At 71.6% G+C, this 14,737-nt stretch carries 8 protein-coding genes; 7 read left to right on the top strand and 1 reads right to left on the bottom strand.

The window, feature by feature from the left end; all coding sequences use genetic code 11:
• Positions 1-224 precede the first annotated feature (224 nt).
• Positions 225-1,676 (top strand): sigma 54-interacting transcriptional regulator, encoded by a 1,452-nt coding sequence (locus WMF12_RS16930; protein ID WP_437872563.1) that lies wholly within the window; start codon positions 225-227, stop codon positions 1,674-1,676.
• The gene (locus tag WMF12_RS16935; protein WP_437872565.1) at positions 1,673-5,062 is read left to right on the top strand and encodes a protein kinase domain-containing protein; all 3,390 of its coding nucleotides are present in this window, start codon (positions 1,673-1,675) and stop codon (positions 5,060-5,062) included. Before WMF12_RS16930 ends, WMF12_RS16935 begins: the two co-directional genes overlap by 4 nt.
• 22 nt (positions 5,063-5,084) lie before the next feature.
• Here the strand turns inward: WMF12_RS16935 and WMF12_RS16940 are convergent, their stop codons facing one another.
• A complete protein-coding gene (locus tag WMF12_RS16940) occupies positions 5,085-5,978 on the bottom strand; it encodes a hypothetical protein (RefSeq protein ID WP_437872566.1) in 894 nt (297 codons plus the stop codon).
• 232 nt (positions 5,979-6,210) lie between these two features.
• On the opposite strand from WMF12_RS16940, the gene WMF12_RS16945 reads away from it, so the two are divergent.
• From WMF12_RS16945 to WMF12_RS16965, 5 genes are all read left to right on the top strand, one after another.
• On the top strand, positions 6,211-6,537 hold the full coding sequence (locus tag WMF12_RS16945; RefSeq protein ID WP_437872567.1) for a hypothetical protein: 327 nt from the start codon (positions 6,211-6,213) through the stop codon (positions 6,535-6,537).
• A 10-nt stretch (positions 6,538-6,547) separates the two neighbouring features.
• The gene (locus WMF12_RS16950; RefSeq protein ID WP_437872568.1) at positions 6,548-10,519 is read left to right on the top strand and encodes an RHS repeat-associated core domain-containing protein; all 3,972 of its coding nucleotides are present in this window, start codon (positions 6,548-6,550) and stop codon (positions 10,517-10,519) included.
• A complete protein-coding gene (locus WMF12_RS16955; protein ID WP_437872569.1) occupies positions 10,519-12,330 on the top strand; it encodes a hypothetical protein in 1,812 nt (603 codons plus the stop codon). Before WMF12_RS16950 ends, WMF12_RS16955 begins: the two co-directional genes overlap by 1 nt.
• A gap of 224 nt (positions 12,331-12,554) precedes the next feature.
• Positions 12,555-13,277 carry a hypothetical protein gene (locus WMF12_RS16960; RefSeq protein WP_437872570.1) on the top strand — a complete coding sequence of 241 codons (723 nt, stop codon included), beginning with the start codon at positions 12,555-12,557 and terminating at the stop codon, positions 13,275-13,277.
• Between the two features lie 371 nt (positions 13,278-13,648).
• Positions 13,649-14,518, top strand: a complete 870-nt coding sequence (locus WMF12_RS16965; protein WP_437872571.1) for a hypothetical protein — start codon at positions 13,649-13,651, stop codon at positions 14,516-14,518.
• Positions 14,519-14,737: the final 219 nt, after the last annotated feature.

Raw genomic sequence — 14,737 nt, forward strand, 5'->3', positions numbered from 1 at the left:
AGCGCGAATCGCCGCGTTTCCAGGCTGATCCGCGCGTCTCCGGCGAGCGCTTCGCCCCGCGCCGACACGCCGCCGGGACAGCTGTCACGCGCGCGCGACGGGCGCTGTCGCGGCGGCGTGACAGCGGTCCTGCAGGCGCTCCACCGGTGCGCGTGCGGTGCAGGCGCGGGCGCGGCTCGCGGGCGCGCCGGTTCCGGGTTGACGCGGCCCCCTCCAGGGGCACCATGGCGATCATGGGCGACGATCCCGGGGAGGCCTGCACGCTCACGAGCTTCGATGAGGGGCGAGCTCTCCGGCTCCCGGCCGTCTCGGTGACCGTCACCCTCCCGGACCGGCGCACGCTCACCGCGCCGCTCGATCTGCGCCCCCTCCTCGTGGGCGCGGGCGCCGACTGCGATCTGGTCCTCGCCGATCCACGCGCCTCGCGCCGGCATTGCGAGATCCGGTTGACCGAGCAGGGCGTGCTCCTGCGCGACCTGGGCAGCAAGAACGGCACGCTGATCCGCGACGTCCGGATCCGCGAGGCCTTCCTCCCGCCGCGCGTCCCCGCCACGGTCGGCGGCTCCGAGATCGTCGTCGGCCCTGCGGGGCCCGCGGCCGTCCTGCCGCTCTCCGGCGCGGACGCGTTCGGCGAGGCGGCGGGGCGGAGCCTCCCCATGCGCGCGCTGTTCGCCCGGCTGGAGCGCGCGGCGCCGACCGACGAGACGCTGCTCCTGCTGGGCGAGTCCGGCACCGGCAAGGAGGTGCTGGCGCGGGCGATCCACGCGCAAAGCCGCCGCAAGGACGGCCCCTTCGTGGTCGTGGACTGCGGCGCCATCGCCCCGAACCTCGTGGAGAGCGAGCTGTTCGGCCACGCCCGGGGCGCGTTCACGGGCGCCGCGGCGGCGCGGCCGGGCCTGCTCGAGCAAGCGAGCCGCGGCACGCTCTTCATCGACGAGATCGGCGAGCTCCCGCTCGAGCTCCAGCCGAAGCTCCTCCGCGCCATCGAGGGGCGGCAGATCCGGCGGCTCGGCTCGAACGAGTGGCTCCCCTTCGACGCGCGGATCGTGGCGGCCACGCACCGGAACCTGCGCGCGAAGGCCCAGGACGGCTCGTTCCGGGCCGATCTCTACTTCCGGCTCTCGGTGGTGGAGGTCCACGTCCCCGCGCTCCGGGAGCGCAAGGACGACATCCCGCTCCTCGTCGAGCGCTTCCTCGTCGCGCGGGATCCGCCGCGCGCGCTCGCGGACCTGCCGCCGGGCGCGCTCCCGCTGCTGGAGGCGTACGACTGGCCGGGGAACGTGCGCGAGCTCCGGAACACCGTCGCGCGGCTCGTCCTCTTCCCCGAGCTGCTCCACGAGGTCATCGGCGCCGCGCCGCCGGCGCCGCAGGGGAGCCTGAGCGCGGAAGCAGCGCGGCCCGATCCCTCGGGCGCGGCGCCCTCCGGAGCGGCTCCGTCGGACGCGGCGCCCTCCGGCGCGTCGCCGGCAGGGCCCGGGGACGCCCGCCTCCGCAGGCTCCTCGAGCTGCCGCTGCCCGAAGCGCGGGAGGTCGTGCTGGAGGAGCTGGAGCGCGCCTACGTCACCGAGAAGCTCCGCCAGCACGGGGGCAACATCTCGCAGGCGGCCGACTCGATGGGCGTGTCCCGCCAGCTCGTCCACCGGCTGCTCCAGCGCCACGGCCTCCGCGCCCGATGATCGTGCCCGTGGACGGCGACGAGCCCCACGTCGACGCCCCGTCGTGGCCGCGGCGCGGGCGCGACGACGCGACCGTCACCGGCCCGGCCACGCCCGGGGCTCCACCCGACGCGCCCGGGGCTTCGCCCGCCGCGTTCGAGGCCACGCCCGCTGCGTTCGAGGCCACGTCCGATCTTGGCCTCGGCGAGGAGAGCCGGCGCTCCGCCGACGCGCCCGAGGTGCCCTCGTCGATCCCACCCTCGCCGATACCGCCCTCGCTCCACGCCCGCTTCGAGGACTTCCACCTCCTCGGCCGCGGCGGCATGGGCGTCGTCTACCGGGCCCGGGATCTCCGGCTCGGCCGGCGCGTCGCCATCAAGCTCCTCTCGGCGGGCGCGCAGATCGACGGGAGCTTCCTGCGCGAGGCGCGCTCCCAGGCGCGGCTCCGCCACGAGAACGTCTGCGAGGTTTACGAGGCAGGCGTCGCCGATCACGTGCCCTTTCTCGTCATGCGCTGCATCGACGGCCTCTCCCTCCAGGACGCTCGCGGCGACCTGACCCTCGAGGAGAAGGTGCGCGTGGCCCGGGCCATCGCCGCCGCGCTCCACGAGGCGCACCGGCTCGGGCTCGTGCACCGCGACGTCAAGCCGAGCAACGTCATGCTGGAGCGGGGCACGGACGGCGCCTACCGCCCCTACCTCATGGACTTCGGCATCGCGCGCGAGGCGGGGGAGAGCGGGCCCACCCTGACCGGCGCCCTGCTCGGAACCCCCGCGTACATGGCGCCCGAGCAGGCCGCGGGGCGGGTGCACGCCCTCGATCGGCGGACCGACGTCTACGGCCTGGGCGCGACGCTCTACGCGCTGCTCGCCGGCCGCCCGCCGTTCACCGGGGGCACCGTGATGGACGTGCTCCGCCAGGTGCTGGAGGCGGACGCGCCGCCGCTCCGGACCCTGGACCGCGACATCCCCCAGGATCTCGAGGCGGTGGTGATGCGCTGCCTAGAGAAGCAGCCCGGCGCCCGCTACGAGTCGGCGCGCGCGCTCGGCGAGGATCTGCAGCGCTTCCTGGACGGCGATCCCGTGCTCGCGCGCCGCGCCTCCCTCGGCCGCCGCCTGGCCCGGGCTGCGCGGCGGCACCGGGCGGCCGTCGCGGGCGTGACCGCGCTGCTGCTCGCGGCGCTGGTCGTCGCCGGCCTCCTCGTCCGCGGCCGGCGCGCCGCCGCGGAGCAGGCCAACCTCGCCCGCGAGCTCGGCGAGACCGTGAAGGAGATGGAGCTCTTCCTGCGCGCCGCGCACGCGATGCCGCTCCACGACGTCGAGCGGGAGCGCGACGTGGTCCGCACCCGGCTCGCGGCCGTCGAGGCCCGGATGGCGACAGCGGGCGAGGTCGGCCGCGGCCCCGGCGAGTACGCGCTCGGCCGCGGCCTGCTCGTGCTCCAGGAGCCGCGCGCCGCGCTCGACCACCTCCGCGCGGCCGAGCGGGCCGGGTACCGATCGCCGGGGCTCGACCACGCCGCCGGCGTGGCGCTCTCCGAGCTCTACCGCCGCGCCCTGGAGGAGACCCGCCGCATCCGCGACCCGGCGCAGCGCGAGGCCCGGATCGCGGCGCTCGAGGTCGAGTACAAGGCCCCGGCGGTCCGGCACCTCCGCGCGGCGCTGGGCGGCGCCGGCGAGGCGCCGGCGCACGGCGCCATCGAGGCGCCCGCCTATGTGGAAGGGCTGCTCGCGTTCGCCGAGGGCAGGCACGACGAGGCGCTGGAGAGGGCCCGGGAGGCGTTCGCGGCGGCGCCGTGGCTCCACGAGGCGAAGAAGCTGGAGGGCGACGTGCTCTTCGCCCTCGGGAGCCGCCACCGCCACGACGCCGCCGCCTTCGACTTCGACCGGATGAAGGGCCACTTCGACCGCGCCGCCGAGGCGTACCGGATCGCCGCCGAGCACGGCCGGTCCGACCCCTCGGTCCACGCCGCCGCGTGCGAGCTCTGGACCCAGACCATGAACGCCGCCGGCAAGCGCGGAGACTCGATGCGCCCGAGCTTCGAGCGCGCGCGGGCGGCCTGCGAGCGGGCGCTCGAGGCGAGCCCGCGGAGCCCCGAGGCGCTGGTCAAGCTCGCCTGGGTCCACAACTGCTTCGCCTGGTGGGCCGCGAGCGGCATGCAGCCGGGCGAGGACGCCGAGGCCGCCCTGCGCGCCGCGACCGCGCGCGCCGAGGCGGCGCTCGACACGAGCCCGGACGACGCCTTCGCCCGGTACGTCGCCGCCGCGGTCGCCCGCGCGCGGGCGTACCACGCCGACATGCTCGGCCGCGACCAGCGCGCGGACCTGGAGCGCGCCATCCAGGGCTACGAGGCCGCGCTCCAGCGCGAGCCCGACTTCGCCTGGGCCCTCGCCGAGCTCTGCTCCGTCCACGCCGAGCTCGGCCGCCACGACTCCCTGCACGGCCGCGACCCGAGCCGCTCCTTCGAGCGCGCGGGGGCCCGCTGCGACCAGGTCCTCGCGCTCGACCCGGGCCTCGACGGCGCGCGCACCTCGCGGCTCGTCACCGGCGTCTACGAGGCAGAGCACCTCGTCCGCGCCGGCCGCTCCCCCGAGGAGGCGGTCCAGCGGACGCACCGGGTGATTGAAGCGATGCATCAAAAGGACCCTTCCTGGGGCTGGGCGCCCTACTGGCGGGTCTGGCTGGATCATGCGCTCGCGCTGCACGCGCTCGACGCGGGCGCGGATCCCGGCCCGGCGCTCGCGCGCGTCCGGGCGAGCGCGCTGGAGGTGGCGCCGGACGCGACCGCCTTCCCGGAGTCGCTGCGGGCGATGCTGGCGGTGCTCGAGGCGCGCGTCGGGGTCGCGCGGGGTGAGGACCCGTCGCCCTCGATCCGGATCGCGCGCGAGGCGCTCGATCGCCAGATCGCGGTGGCGCCCTGGGACGTGTCGGACCGGCTGCAGCGCGCCGAGGTGGAGCTGCTCGCCTACCGGTGGAGCGCGCAGCGTGGCCGGCCGGACGCGGCGCGGCTCGGCGCGGCGCTCGCCGTGCTCGACCCCCTGCTCGGCGGGCAGCGCGCCGATCCCCGGCTCCCCGCGCTGCTGGCCGAGATCCACGAGGCCCGCGCCGCCCACCGGGCGGACCGCGGGGGGGACGCCGCCGCCGACATCGCGGAGGGGCTCCGGCATGCGGACGCGGCGCTCGGGCTCCACCCGCAGTTCGACCGGGCGCTCGTGGCCCAGGGCGGGCTCTGGCTGCTGCGCGCCGCGGCCGCGCCCGGCGCGGCGGCCCGGCGGGAGGCCGCCCGGCGCGGGGCCGAGGCCCTGGAGGCGGCCCTCCGGGCGAACCCGCTGCGCGCCCGGACCGAGGGCGCGCGCCTCGCGGAGGCGCGGCGGCTCGCGGGCCAGGCGCCCGACCCGGCCGCGCCCTGACCGCCCCCGCGGCCCGCGGCGCTCACCGGGGGAACAGCGCGGGATCGATCGTGCGCACGCGCCTGGGCTCACGGCACCAGTCGGGCTCGATGTCCGTCAGCCACGTCATCGTGCACGGCTTTTCGTTGCAGATGAACTGGCCGTGCCCCGGGAGCCCGACGGGCTGGCAGGTGCCGTCATCGATGCTGTCCGCCAGGGGCCCCATGTAGTTGAGGCCGCAGGCCCCCTCCTTGTAGCAGTACCGCTGCTTCAGCGCCGACTCAGGGTCGACATCGCACTGGGCGATGAACGGGGCCGTCGCATAGACGAACACCATGGCGCCGAACGCGGTCGAGGGGACCGCGCACCAGAGCGCCTCGCGGTGAATGTACTCGGTGTGAGGCGCCCCGTCGTCGGTCACCTGGGTGCCCGTGAGCAGGACGCTGAGGCCGTCGGTCACGTCGTTGACGTAGGCGATCACGCACTCCAGCACGTTGCCGATCACGGCATCGGAGAGCCCCTCCTCCGTCCAGGCCGACGCGCTGCTCACCATCCCCCGCCCCAGGTAGACCTCCTCGCCGTGGTGCACGACGGTGCCGTCGGCGGCGGCGCAGCGGACGGTGTGATCGAAGACCTCCTTGCCGTCCACGCCCCCGGGGGCGGCCTCGTCGAGGATCTTGGTGTCGAGGATGTCCGGGTGGATCTGGTCGCCCTGGAGCAGCGGGCTCCGCAGCGCCGCGACCACCGCGTACTTCCAGGTGTGCCACGCGAGCTTCGGGGTCCCGTTGGTGTCCGGGATACCGGGCTTCATCACCGTCGCCTCGAGCCCCGGCCCGGCGAGTTCGACTTCGATCTCCGACTCCGACGCCGGCCCGCAAGCCGCCACGAGGAGCCCGACGCCCATCACCATCCCGTGCGCACCGACTGAGCGCTTCATCGCGATCTCCTCGTCCAGAGAGTTTCGAGCCTTCGTTCACGGCAACGGCGAGCTCGCCGAGCGTGGACACAAGCGGCCATGATCGCCGCGCTGCGTGCCGGGGACAAGGAGCATGCGCCGTGCCATGTTTGCGAGCGGCGCGGCGGCGGCGGATCGCCGGCGCGTCTCCCGGCGAGGTGGTACGGCGGCGTTACAGGTGGCCGTCGCGCGGGACAGCGGGTGTTGCGCCGCCATGACAGGCGCCCGTGGCCCGAACCTCCCGAACCTCCCGAACCTCCGGCTCCCCGACGACTTCGCCGAGTCGCAGCACCCGCAAGCCCAGATGGAGCTCGTGCGGCTGGTCAAGTGCCTGCTCGAGGAGTTCAAGGACCTCCAGATCGTCGCCACGACGACCATCGACGCAGCGTGCACGGTGCCGGTCCCGCGCTGCCGCAGGAGCACGCAGATGGTCCACGGCCGCTGGTCGTCTCCCGCCTCGCCACCCAGCGGTCAACGCGCTTCCGGAGCAGCCCTCGTGGCCGACGTGATAGGGCTCGTGCACCTCCGCAGACCGAGTTAGCATCCGGCTCGTGGCACGGACGGCTCCCATTCCGAACATCCCCGCCATCCCCGGCATGAACCCTGGCGTCTGGATCCTGGGCGGCGGGGGCTCAGGCGGCGGAGGGAGAGGGCCCGGGGGGAACGGCGATGGTGGCGACCAAGGGGGCGACGGTAAGAATGGCGGGAAGGACGCCAAGGGCGGAGGGAAGAGCGCGAAGGGCTGTGGCCAGGGCTCCGGCGCCGGGTGCCCAAATCCGGCGCATGGCAATGGTGGCTCAGTGTCGGCGGGCGATCCGGTCGACGTGTTCACCGGGCGGGTGTACACGGTTCCAGCGCTCGATCTCGGGTTGCCGGGGCCGCTGCCGCTCGTCATCGAACGGCACTACTCGAGCGCCGCCCGAGAGCGCGACGTGGGCCTCGGCTTCGGCTGGTCCCACAGCCTCGCCTGGGAGATCGAGCAGCGGCGACGGACGGTGCGTCTCTGGAACCCGGAAGGCATCTTCTCGGAGGGAGCGCTGCCCGCGGTCGGCGAGAGCCTCCCGACCCCCAGAGGCACGCTGACCCGGCATGAGTGGGGATACACGCTCGCGTCGGACGAACGCATCGTCCGTGTGTTCTCGGAGCACAACCTCGACCGCTCGCGGTTTCGCCTCTCGATGATGGTCGACCGGAACGACAACACGATCGAGCTGCGATATCGAGACGGAGCGCTCGACGCTATTCTGGACAGCGCGAGACGGCTCATCCGCGTGAGGCGCCACCGAGGCGGACGCATCGCCGCGTTCGAGGTGAAGAACAGCGAGCACCAAGGCCGATGGACGGCCTTCCGTACCTATGAGTATGATGCGAACGGAGATCTCGTGGCCGCGGTCGATCGCGCGGGTCACGCGACGCGGTTCTCGTACGACGACCACCTCCTCACGTCGTACACGTATCCTGAGGGGCTCTGCGTCCAGTACCGCTATGACCGCGTGGGTCGGTGCATCGAGACATGGGCGGAGTATCCGGGAAAGGTGGACGAGAGCCTCTGTGATGACGCATCGCCGCTCCTCGCCGACGGTGTGACGCGCGCCAAAGGCGTGCACCACTGCAGGCTTGAGTTCGGGCCTCACGGCTACGTGGAGGTCGCCGACTCGCGCGGAGTACGCCGATATTTCGGCAACGAGCACGGGCGGGCCGATCGGGCGGTGATCGGTGGCGGTGTCCACTTGAACTCTTACGACCCTGCCGGCAGGATGACGGCCTATACCGACCCGTACCAGGCCACCTGGCGCTGGGAGCGGGACCCCTCCGGTCGTGTCGTGCGCGCCGTCGATCCCTTCGGCGCGATGACCTCGTATGGCTACAACGATCTCGGCCTCCTTGCCAAGGTCGTCGACGCGCTCGGGCAAGCGACGCGATATGCCTACGATCTGCGCGGCAATCTCGTCTCCGTGGACGACGAGCTGGGAAACGCGGCCAGCTACGAGTTCGACCGGCGGGGCCAGCTCGTCAAGGCCACGCTGCCCGACGGCGGCACCACGCTCCTCGGCTATGATGACGCCGGAAACCGCGTGCTCGTGCGAGAGCCGAACGGAGGTGTCCGGAAGATCCGCTATGATTACCTCGGGCGCGTGCTCGGCTTCACCGACGAGCGCGGGTTCGAGACGCGGTTCACGTATGGCGATCGTCTCGAGCTGCGCGCGGTCCACCTGCCGAACGGCGGGCAGCTCTCGTACGAGTACGATCGCAACGGCAGGTTGAGAGCCGTCACCGGCGCCGACGGCCGCCGCTACGAGCTCCGCTGGAGCGGGCTCGATGTGATCCATGAGCTGCGGAAACCCGATGGGCAGCGGATGCGCTACCGCTACGATCGCGAGGGAGCGCTCGTGCAGGTGATCAACGAGCGCAGCGAGGTCCACCGGATCAAGCGAGACCCTGCCGGCAGGATCGTGGAGGAGGAGACGTTCGACGGGCGGCGAGTGCGGTATCGACTGGACTGGCTCGGTCGCATCGTTCGCATGGAGGGCGATGCGCGCGAGCCGACCGAGACCACATACGACGCCGCGGGGCGGATCGTCGAGCGCTCCTACCACGACGGATCGAAAGACGTTTTCATGTACGATCCTCTGGGAAGGCTCGTCGAGGCGGACAACGGCGGCGTGCGCTGCTCGTTCACATACGACGGGCGTGGTCGCATGACGCGCGAGGAGCAGGAGGTCGCCGGGGTCTCGCATGCCGTTGTCAACGTCTATGATGCGATGGACCGGCGCCGGGAGAAGCGTTCGTCTCTCGGGTATGTCGAGGGTGTGACGTACGATGTGATGGGCCTTCCGGTGCAGGTGAGCTTGGGTGGAACCGCACCGGTGGAGTTCCGTCGAGATGCGGTCGGCCACGAGCTCGAGCGCATCCTCCCCGGCGGAGGCGTGATGCAGCGCGTGGTGGACGCGATGGGCTGTGTGACGCGGCAGCGCGTCCTGATGCCTGCGCGCCAGCCCGTCATCGCCCCGGGGCACCCTGCCTGGGTGGGGGAGCTGCCGTGGGGCACGACGAGCGATCGAGCATTTCAGTATTCGCTGGCCGGGGACGTCATCCAAGCGTGGGATATGCAGCAGGGCAGGACCACGTTCTCGTACGATCCCCTGGGGCAGGTCATCGCCAGGATCCCGGAGCATTCGAGGGCAGAGCTGTTCCGCTACGATGAGTCAGGCGAGCTCTACGAATCTGGGCCCGGAGCGGAGCCGCGCGTTTACGGGCCCGGTGGCAAGCTGTTGAAGCGCGGGACGACCGCGTACTACTACGATGAGGAGGGGCGCCTCGTCAGAAAAGAGAAGACGGTAGACTCCCCTGAAGCTGTCCGCGCATGGTCCTATCGCTGGGACGGTCGCGGGTTGCTCGAGTCGATCGCCACGCCCGACGGGCGCCGGATCGAGTTCCTGTACGACTCCTTCGCGAGGCGGGTCCAGAAGCGTGTCTCCTCGCAGGATGGCACGAACACGACGACGCGGTTCGTGTGGGATGGCGATCAGCTCCTGCATGAGCTGCGGAACGTCGGCGGGATAGCGACCGTCGAGGAGCGGACCTATAGCTTCCTACCGGAGACACATGTCCCACTCGCGCATCGCGACGCCGTCGTCCGTGGGGAGGAGCGGTCCACGGGCGAATGGGTGCACTACATCAATGACCTGAGCCAGCGGCCGGATCTCCTGGTCTCCGGAAGCGGCGATCTCCTTGGACGTATAGGCGTCTCCGTGTGGGGGAGCGCGGCGCCGGACGCGGCAGCAAAGGCGGACACGCCGCTGCGCTTCCCCGGCCAGTACGCAGACCCGGAGACAGACGTCATCTATAACCGGTTTCGTTATTACGACCCGGAGGCAGGAAGATTCATCAGCGCGGACCCCATCGGCTTGCAAGGCGGCGTGCGCGCGTTCGCGTACGCAGACAACCAGCCGCTCGGCGTGATGGACCCGGACGGGCTCGCGTCGGTGATCACGACAGTCACCTCGGATCAGACGGACAAGCGGGGCAGGCGGCGTTCGAAGAGCGTGAGCGTGGGGAGCGCCGGTACAGAGTCGAACGGAGACATCCATGACATCGTGAAGCAGTCGTTTCCGCCCAGGAACGACGCCGGCGGGGGGCCCTACCCGGGGCGCTATGATCCGTCGAGCTGCGGAGAGCCGCGCGCTCTCTCCCAGCACATTCGCAACTGGGAGAGCAAGATCGGCCGCAGGCTTGACCCCGATAACCCCGACGACCATGACGAGATCAAGAAGTGCCTCGGCTCGATCACGGCCATTCGCTCGGAGGAAGAGGGCGGGGTCAAGCGCGCGCCGTGCCCGAACTGCAGTCAGCTCCTCGCCAACCTCCACGAACGGTGGGGTGCGCCGGACCCCAAGGTCATCCGCAAGGGTTTCGGGCCGGAGCAGAACCGAGGGAGCGAGCCGACGAATTTCACTCAGGCCAGCCCGAACTACAAGCCTCCCGAGGGCTATACGTTGAAGACTGGCTACGATACCGCATGATGGTCCAGCCCAAACAGCACGAGTTCCTGAAGAGCCTGTCAGCGCGCGCTCTCGCCACGCTCGATCTCGGTCCCCGCGACGCGCCCGCATCGATGAGCGTAGACGAGCTCCGCCGCCATCTCACTGGAGCGAGGCTGCCGGCGTGGGACGTCCTCTTCGAGCTCCACGCGCAGCTCGCTGGCATCGGTCCCCGGCGCGCGCCCGGACAGGCGGATCTGTGGCTCTTCCCGGGGGCCGACGATCCGGCGATGCTCGCTCCGCCGCTTCGTGCCCGATCCGGCGCGATCCTCGCCGTCCCCGTCGGCCTGGCGATCCTTGGCGGCCGGACCTTCCCGTTGCTCGCCGATGAGCGAGGCGCCTTGCTGCACGCGAGCGGCGCGCCTGCGGCCGGGTCAGCCCGCGGCTTGATCGAGGTGCTCGCGTTGCTCGCCGCTCGCGAGCCGCTCGAGGCGCACCGCATCCGTGCCGCCTTTCTCCCGCGCCTCGGCGCACAGCTCGCGGGGGCGCTGGCCGCGCTGCCGGCCGTGGAAGCGAGCGACACCTCCCACACCTTCTGGGTCTATCCGGGGGGCGTGATCGCCGATGGTCACCCTTTCCGTGACGATCTGGCAGGCGAGACCTTCGTCTGGACGAGCTCGCTCGCGGACGTGGCCCGTTGCATCGAGACAGCTCGCGGCGCCGCCTCCGAGGAGGCCGGCGTCGACGTGGCGGGGCTCGAAATGCTGGAGGATGCTCGTCCGCCGGAGGAGGCCCCCCGTCCGCTCTCTCCCGCGGAGCGGCGGGCGCGCGGTGCCATTCGGACCCTATCGGAGGAGCCGGGGCAGGCCGGATACGTCTCCGCCAAGCGATCGGGCCGTGACGTCGAGATCGAGGTGTTGCGCGAGCACGCAGGGCGCGTCCTCAAGGCGGAGCAACTCTACCACGACGGCCGCATGGTGCTCGACTATGCCAACCCGCTCGAGGCGCTGCGCCCGTACCTCTCCGACCGCACGCTGGCCTATTACGCGACCATCGATCTCCGGTGGAACGCGGGCGACACCTGCTCGCCCGGAGAGCTCGCCGCGCTGTTCCATGCCGCGGGGATGGAGCTGTCCGAGCCGATCGCGGCGTTCGAGAAGACGTGCGGTGGATTGACCTTCGCTGGGCTCTCCTGGGGGATCTATTCCCACGTCAAGCGCGGTTTCGCCTTGCGAGCCATCGAGGGGTCGATGGCTACGCGGCTCGTGCACGTCGGCCATGCGACGGACACCGACAGCAACTATTACCTGGATCGAGAAGGCACGTTGTACGTGGACGCGAGAGAGATCGGGCTGCCGCCCTCGCCCGTCGCTGCATCCTGGTCCAGGTACTTCGAACGAGTGTTCACCGCTGGGCGGGTCTCTCCGTCCCGCCCGTTCTCCCTCGAGACGTTCGAGCGTGTCGGCGGAGCCTTGGCGGAGGCGTTCCATGTGCCCGTGCTCGGGTCCGGTACGGACCGTTATGCCTCCGTCTGGCTACGCGAGGAGTTCGAGATCTACGAGCAGGTGAGCGACATCTTCTATGCGGCAGGGCGGCCGCGCACGGTCGTCGTCACGGCGCAGCTCACCGAGCTTGTGCAGGCGCTCCATGTCGTCCTCGACGCCGCGCCGGGCGCGACGTTCTCCCTTCGGACTCCCAGGCCTATCGAGGACCGCCCCTTGCCGAGTGAACCGCCTGCTCTCTGCGCCCCGCTCCACGAAGACGCGCGAAGGCGCTCGCGGCGTGAGCTCCGCGTCTACGGCCGACCCGGCGCCCCCAGCCTCTGGATCGGTGACCCCGGGCGCGGCAAATGATGTCCGAGGTTCTCGTGCCCCGACGCCTCCGTGCGGGTATCGGTTCCGCCGGGGCGAAGACGCCGGTGACGATGAGCGCCGGGTTGATGGCGCCGTTGAACGGGAGGGAGCGCGGAGAAAAATCGACCGAGGCCGTGTCGGGTCGGCGGGGCCTTTTGCGGGAGTAGGGGAAAGAGGGCGCGATCCGCGCGCTCCACGATCGCCTTCTGCCCGAGGTACACGCCATGAACAAGCCGTCGTCGCTCTCCGTTTTCCTCTCGCTCGTCCTCGCCGCGGCTGGCTGCGGCAGCACGGAGCCCGTCGAAACCGAGACGACGGGGCCCGCGCAGGCGGCCCTGCGGGGGAGCCGCTACTGCGAGATCCTGCTCGGCGACGCGGATCTCGGCGCGGGATCGGTGACGATCGACGTGTACAACACGCAGGGCCTGAACGAGTGCCCCGAGGCGGCGTGGGTCGCGGTCGACGAGGCCGAGGTGAAGGCCGAGACGAGGGCGGACGTGGTGGTCATGAACGGCCCGCGCCACTGGATGATCGACAGCTTCGAGGGCTCGAAGGTGCTCGATCCGGAGGTGCGCACGCTCGGCGGCATCGAGATGCGCAAGACGGGCACGCTCACCGTCGCGCTCGCCGAGGCCTCGGGCAAGGCGAAGCCCTACGAGACACGCACCGTGCGGCGCGACACGACGTGGGGCTACGACGCGGGCAAAACCGTCCACGAGCTCGTCGATCCGGAGGGCGCGATCTACGATATGCAGTCGTACAGCGTGCAGGAGGTGCAGCAGGACGAGGCGTCGCTCGCGAAGCTCGGCGAGACATTGACGCTTCCCGACGGCTGGGCGTTTCGAGGGCGGGTGATCGAGGAAAGGCTCGAGGTGGAGGCGGTGGACGGGCGCGCCGTCGTGGTGCAGGACGACTTCGGGAATACCTACCAGCGCTCGCAGCAATAGCGAGCGGCAGCTTCTCGACGGCCAGCGCGGCCCGCGCTTCGTCGGGTAGCACTCCTCGCCATCACGCGGCGTGCTCGATGCGAGGGTCCGTGGCATCGACAGGCGTGCGCGGTGATAGGATCGTGCTCGACAAGCGGTCGCGACGTGCCGGCGGGAGTGTTGCGCAACGGCGCAATCCGTTGCGGATCATGACGGGGCATTGCGCTCAGCTCCTCGCTGTCTGAGACGTTTCGCCGAGACATTCACGCATCTCGCGCCGGCACGTGGGTTGCCAGGCCGCCACGCCGCAACGAAACCACGGCGTGTCGCCACGGCGGCAGGCCAGAACCCATCAGACATCACAGGAGGTTTCCCCCGTGAGTGAAACACCGATGTTTTCGACCATGGTCCTCCCCCAGGAGCTCGTCGCGGACGACGTGATCGGTCTCCGAGATCAGATGAGCGCGCGGATCGCGGCGGTGCTCCGGCCGAAGGGCGGTAAGCGCAAAGAGGGCGACGCGCCGCTGCCCAAGGGGGTCGAGCCCGTCGCGGCGCTGCCGCCGCACATCGACAGACCGTGGAAGCGGTTCGAGGCGGCCGCGACGGAGCTTCAGGGGTTCCGCGGCCTGCGGGCGAGCGCGCAGGCCGACCAGCGCCATTCCGGGGCGAGCGAGGCCGAGCGGAGCGCGGCGAACACCGACAGCGACGACCGATGGCGCGCGCTCGAGCAGTGGAACGCGGGAGCCGCCGGGCTCTCCGAGGAAGGGCAGACGCCGTCGCCGTCCGACGCGCGCTGGCTGTACGGGCAGCTCTTTCCGGCGCCCGAGGGGCTTCGCTTCATCACGCGCCGGCCCCGGGTCCAGTGGGCCGCGATGGTGCAGCGGATGAAGACGCTGGAGGAGGAGCGCGCCCAGGCGGTGATCGAGCAGTTCGGCGGGACCCGGCACTACCGGCAGCTCGTCGCCGCCCACGCGCGCTTCGGCGAGGCGTACGGCTTCACGACCGTGGTGCTCGCCAAGGACGGCGGGCCGACCGATGGCCGGCCCCAGTGGAGCGCCGCCCGGGATGCGCTGCGGAGCCTGATCCAGAAGATCGAGAGCCACGCCGACCCGGAGATCCCGGGGAGCGAGGCGCTGGCCGCGTTCCTGCTGGCGCCCTACGTCGAGATGGTCGACGACCTCGCGAAGCCCCGTCGAAGAGCATCCGCGACAAAGCCCGAAGCCGTCCCGGCGCCACCGCTCGGGGCGGGCGGGACGCCGTGAACCCATCCGGGTGAGCCGGCTCCTCCACGCGGGAGACGAGTAGCACTCGTCTCCCGGTGGACGTGGCTCCAAGAAAAGACGAGTAGCACTCGTCTCCCGGTGGACGTGGCTCCAAGAAAAGACGAGTAGCACTCGTCTCCCGGTGGACGTGCCTCCAGCAAAAGACGAGTGGCACCCGTCTCGGCGGTGGACGAGCCCCTGCCTCGTGATGCCTCTTGG

The organism is Sorangium sp. So ce363, from assembly GCF_051520435.1.
Classification (GTDB): Bacteria; Myxococcota_A; Polyangia; order Polyangiales; family Polyangiaceae; genus Sorangium; species Sorangium cellulosum_B.

Bases quoted from the DNA above. Each gene is read 5' to 3' on its own strand.
- WMF12_RS16940 (WP_437872566.1), bottom strand. From the start codon at position 5,978: ATGAAGCGCTCAGTCGGTGCGCACGGGATGGTGATGGGCGTCGGGCTC.
- WMF12_RS16930 (WP_437872563.1), top strand. From the start codon at position 225: ATGGCGATCATGGGCGACGATCCCGGGGAGGCCTGCACGCTCACGAGC.
- WMF12_RS16945 (WP_437872567.1), top strand. From the start codon at position 6,211: ATGACAGGCGCCCGTGGCCCGAACCTCCCGAACCTCCCGAACCTCCGG.
- WMF12_RS16955 (WP_437872569.1), top strand. From the start codon at position 10,519: ATGGTCCAGCCCAAACAGCACGAGTTCCTGAAGAGCCTGTCAGCGCGC.
- WMF12_RS16935 (WP_437872565.1), top strand. From the start codon at position 1,673: ATGATCGTGCCCGTGGACGGCGACGAGCCCCACGTCGACGCCCCGTCG.
- WMF12_RS16960 (WP_437872570.1), top strand. From the start codon at position 12,555: ATGAACAAGCCGTCGTCGCTCTCCGTTTTCCTCTCGCTCGTCCTCGCC.
- WMF12_RS16965 (WP_437872571.1), top strand. From the start codon at position 13,649: ATGTTTTCGACCATGGTCCTCCCCCAGGAGCTCGTCGCGGACGACGTG.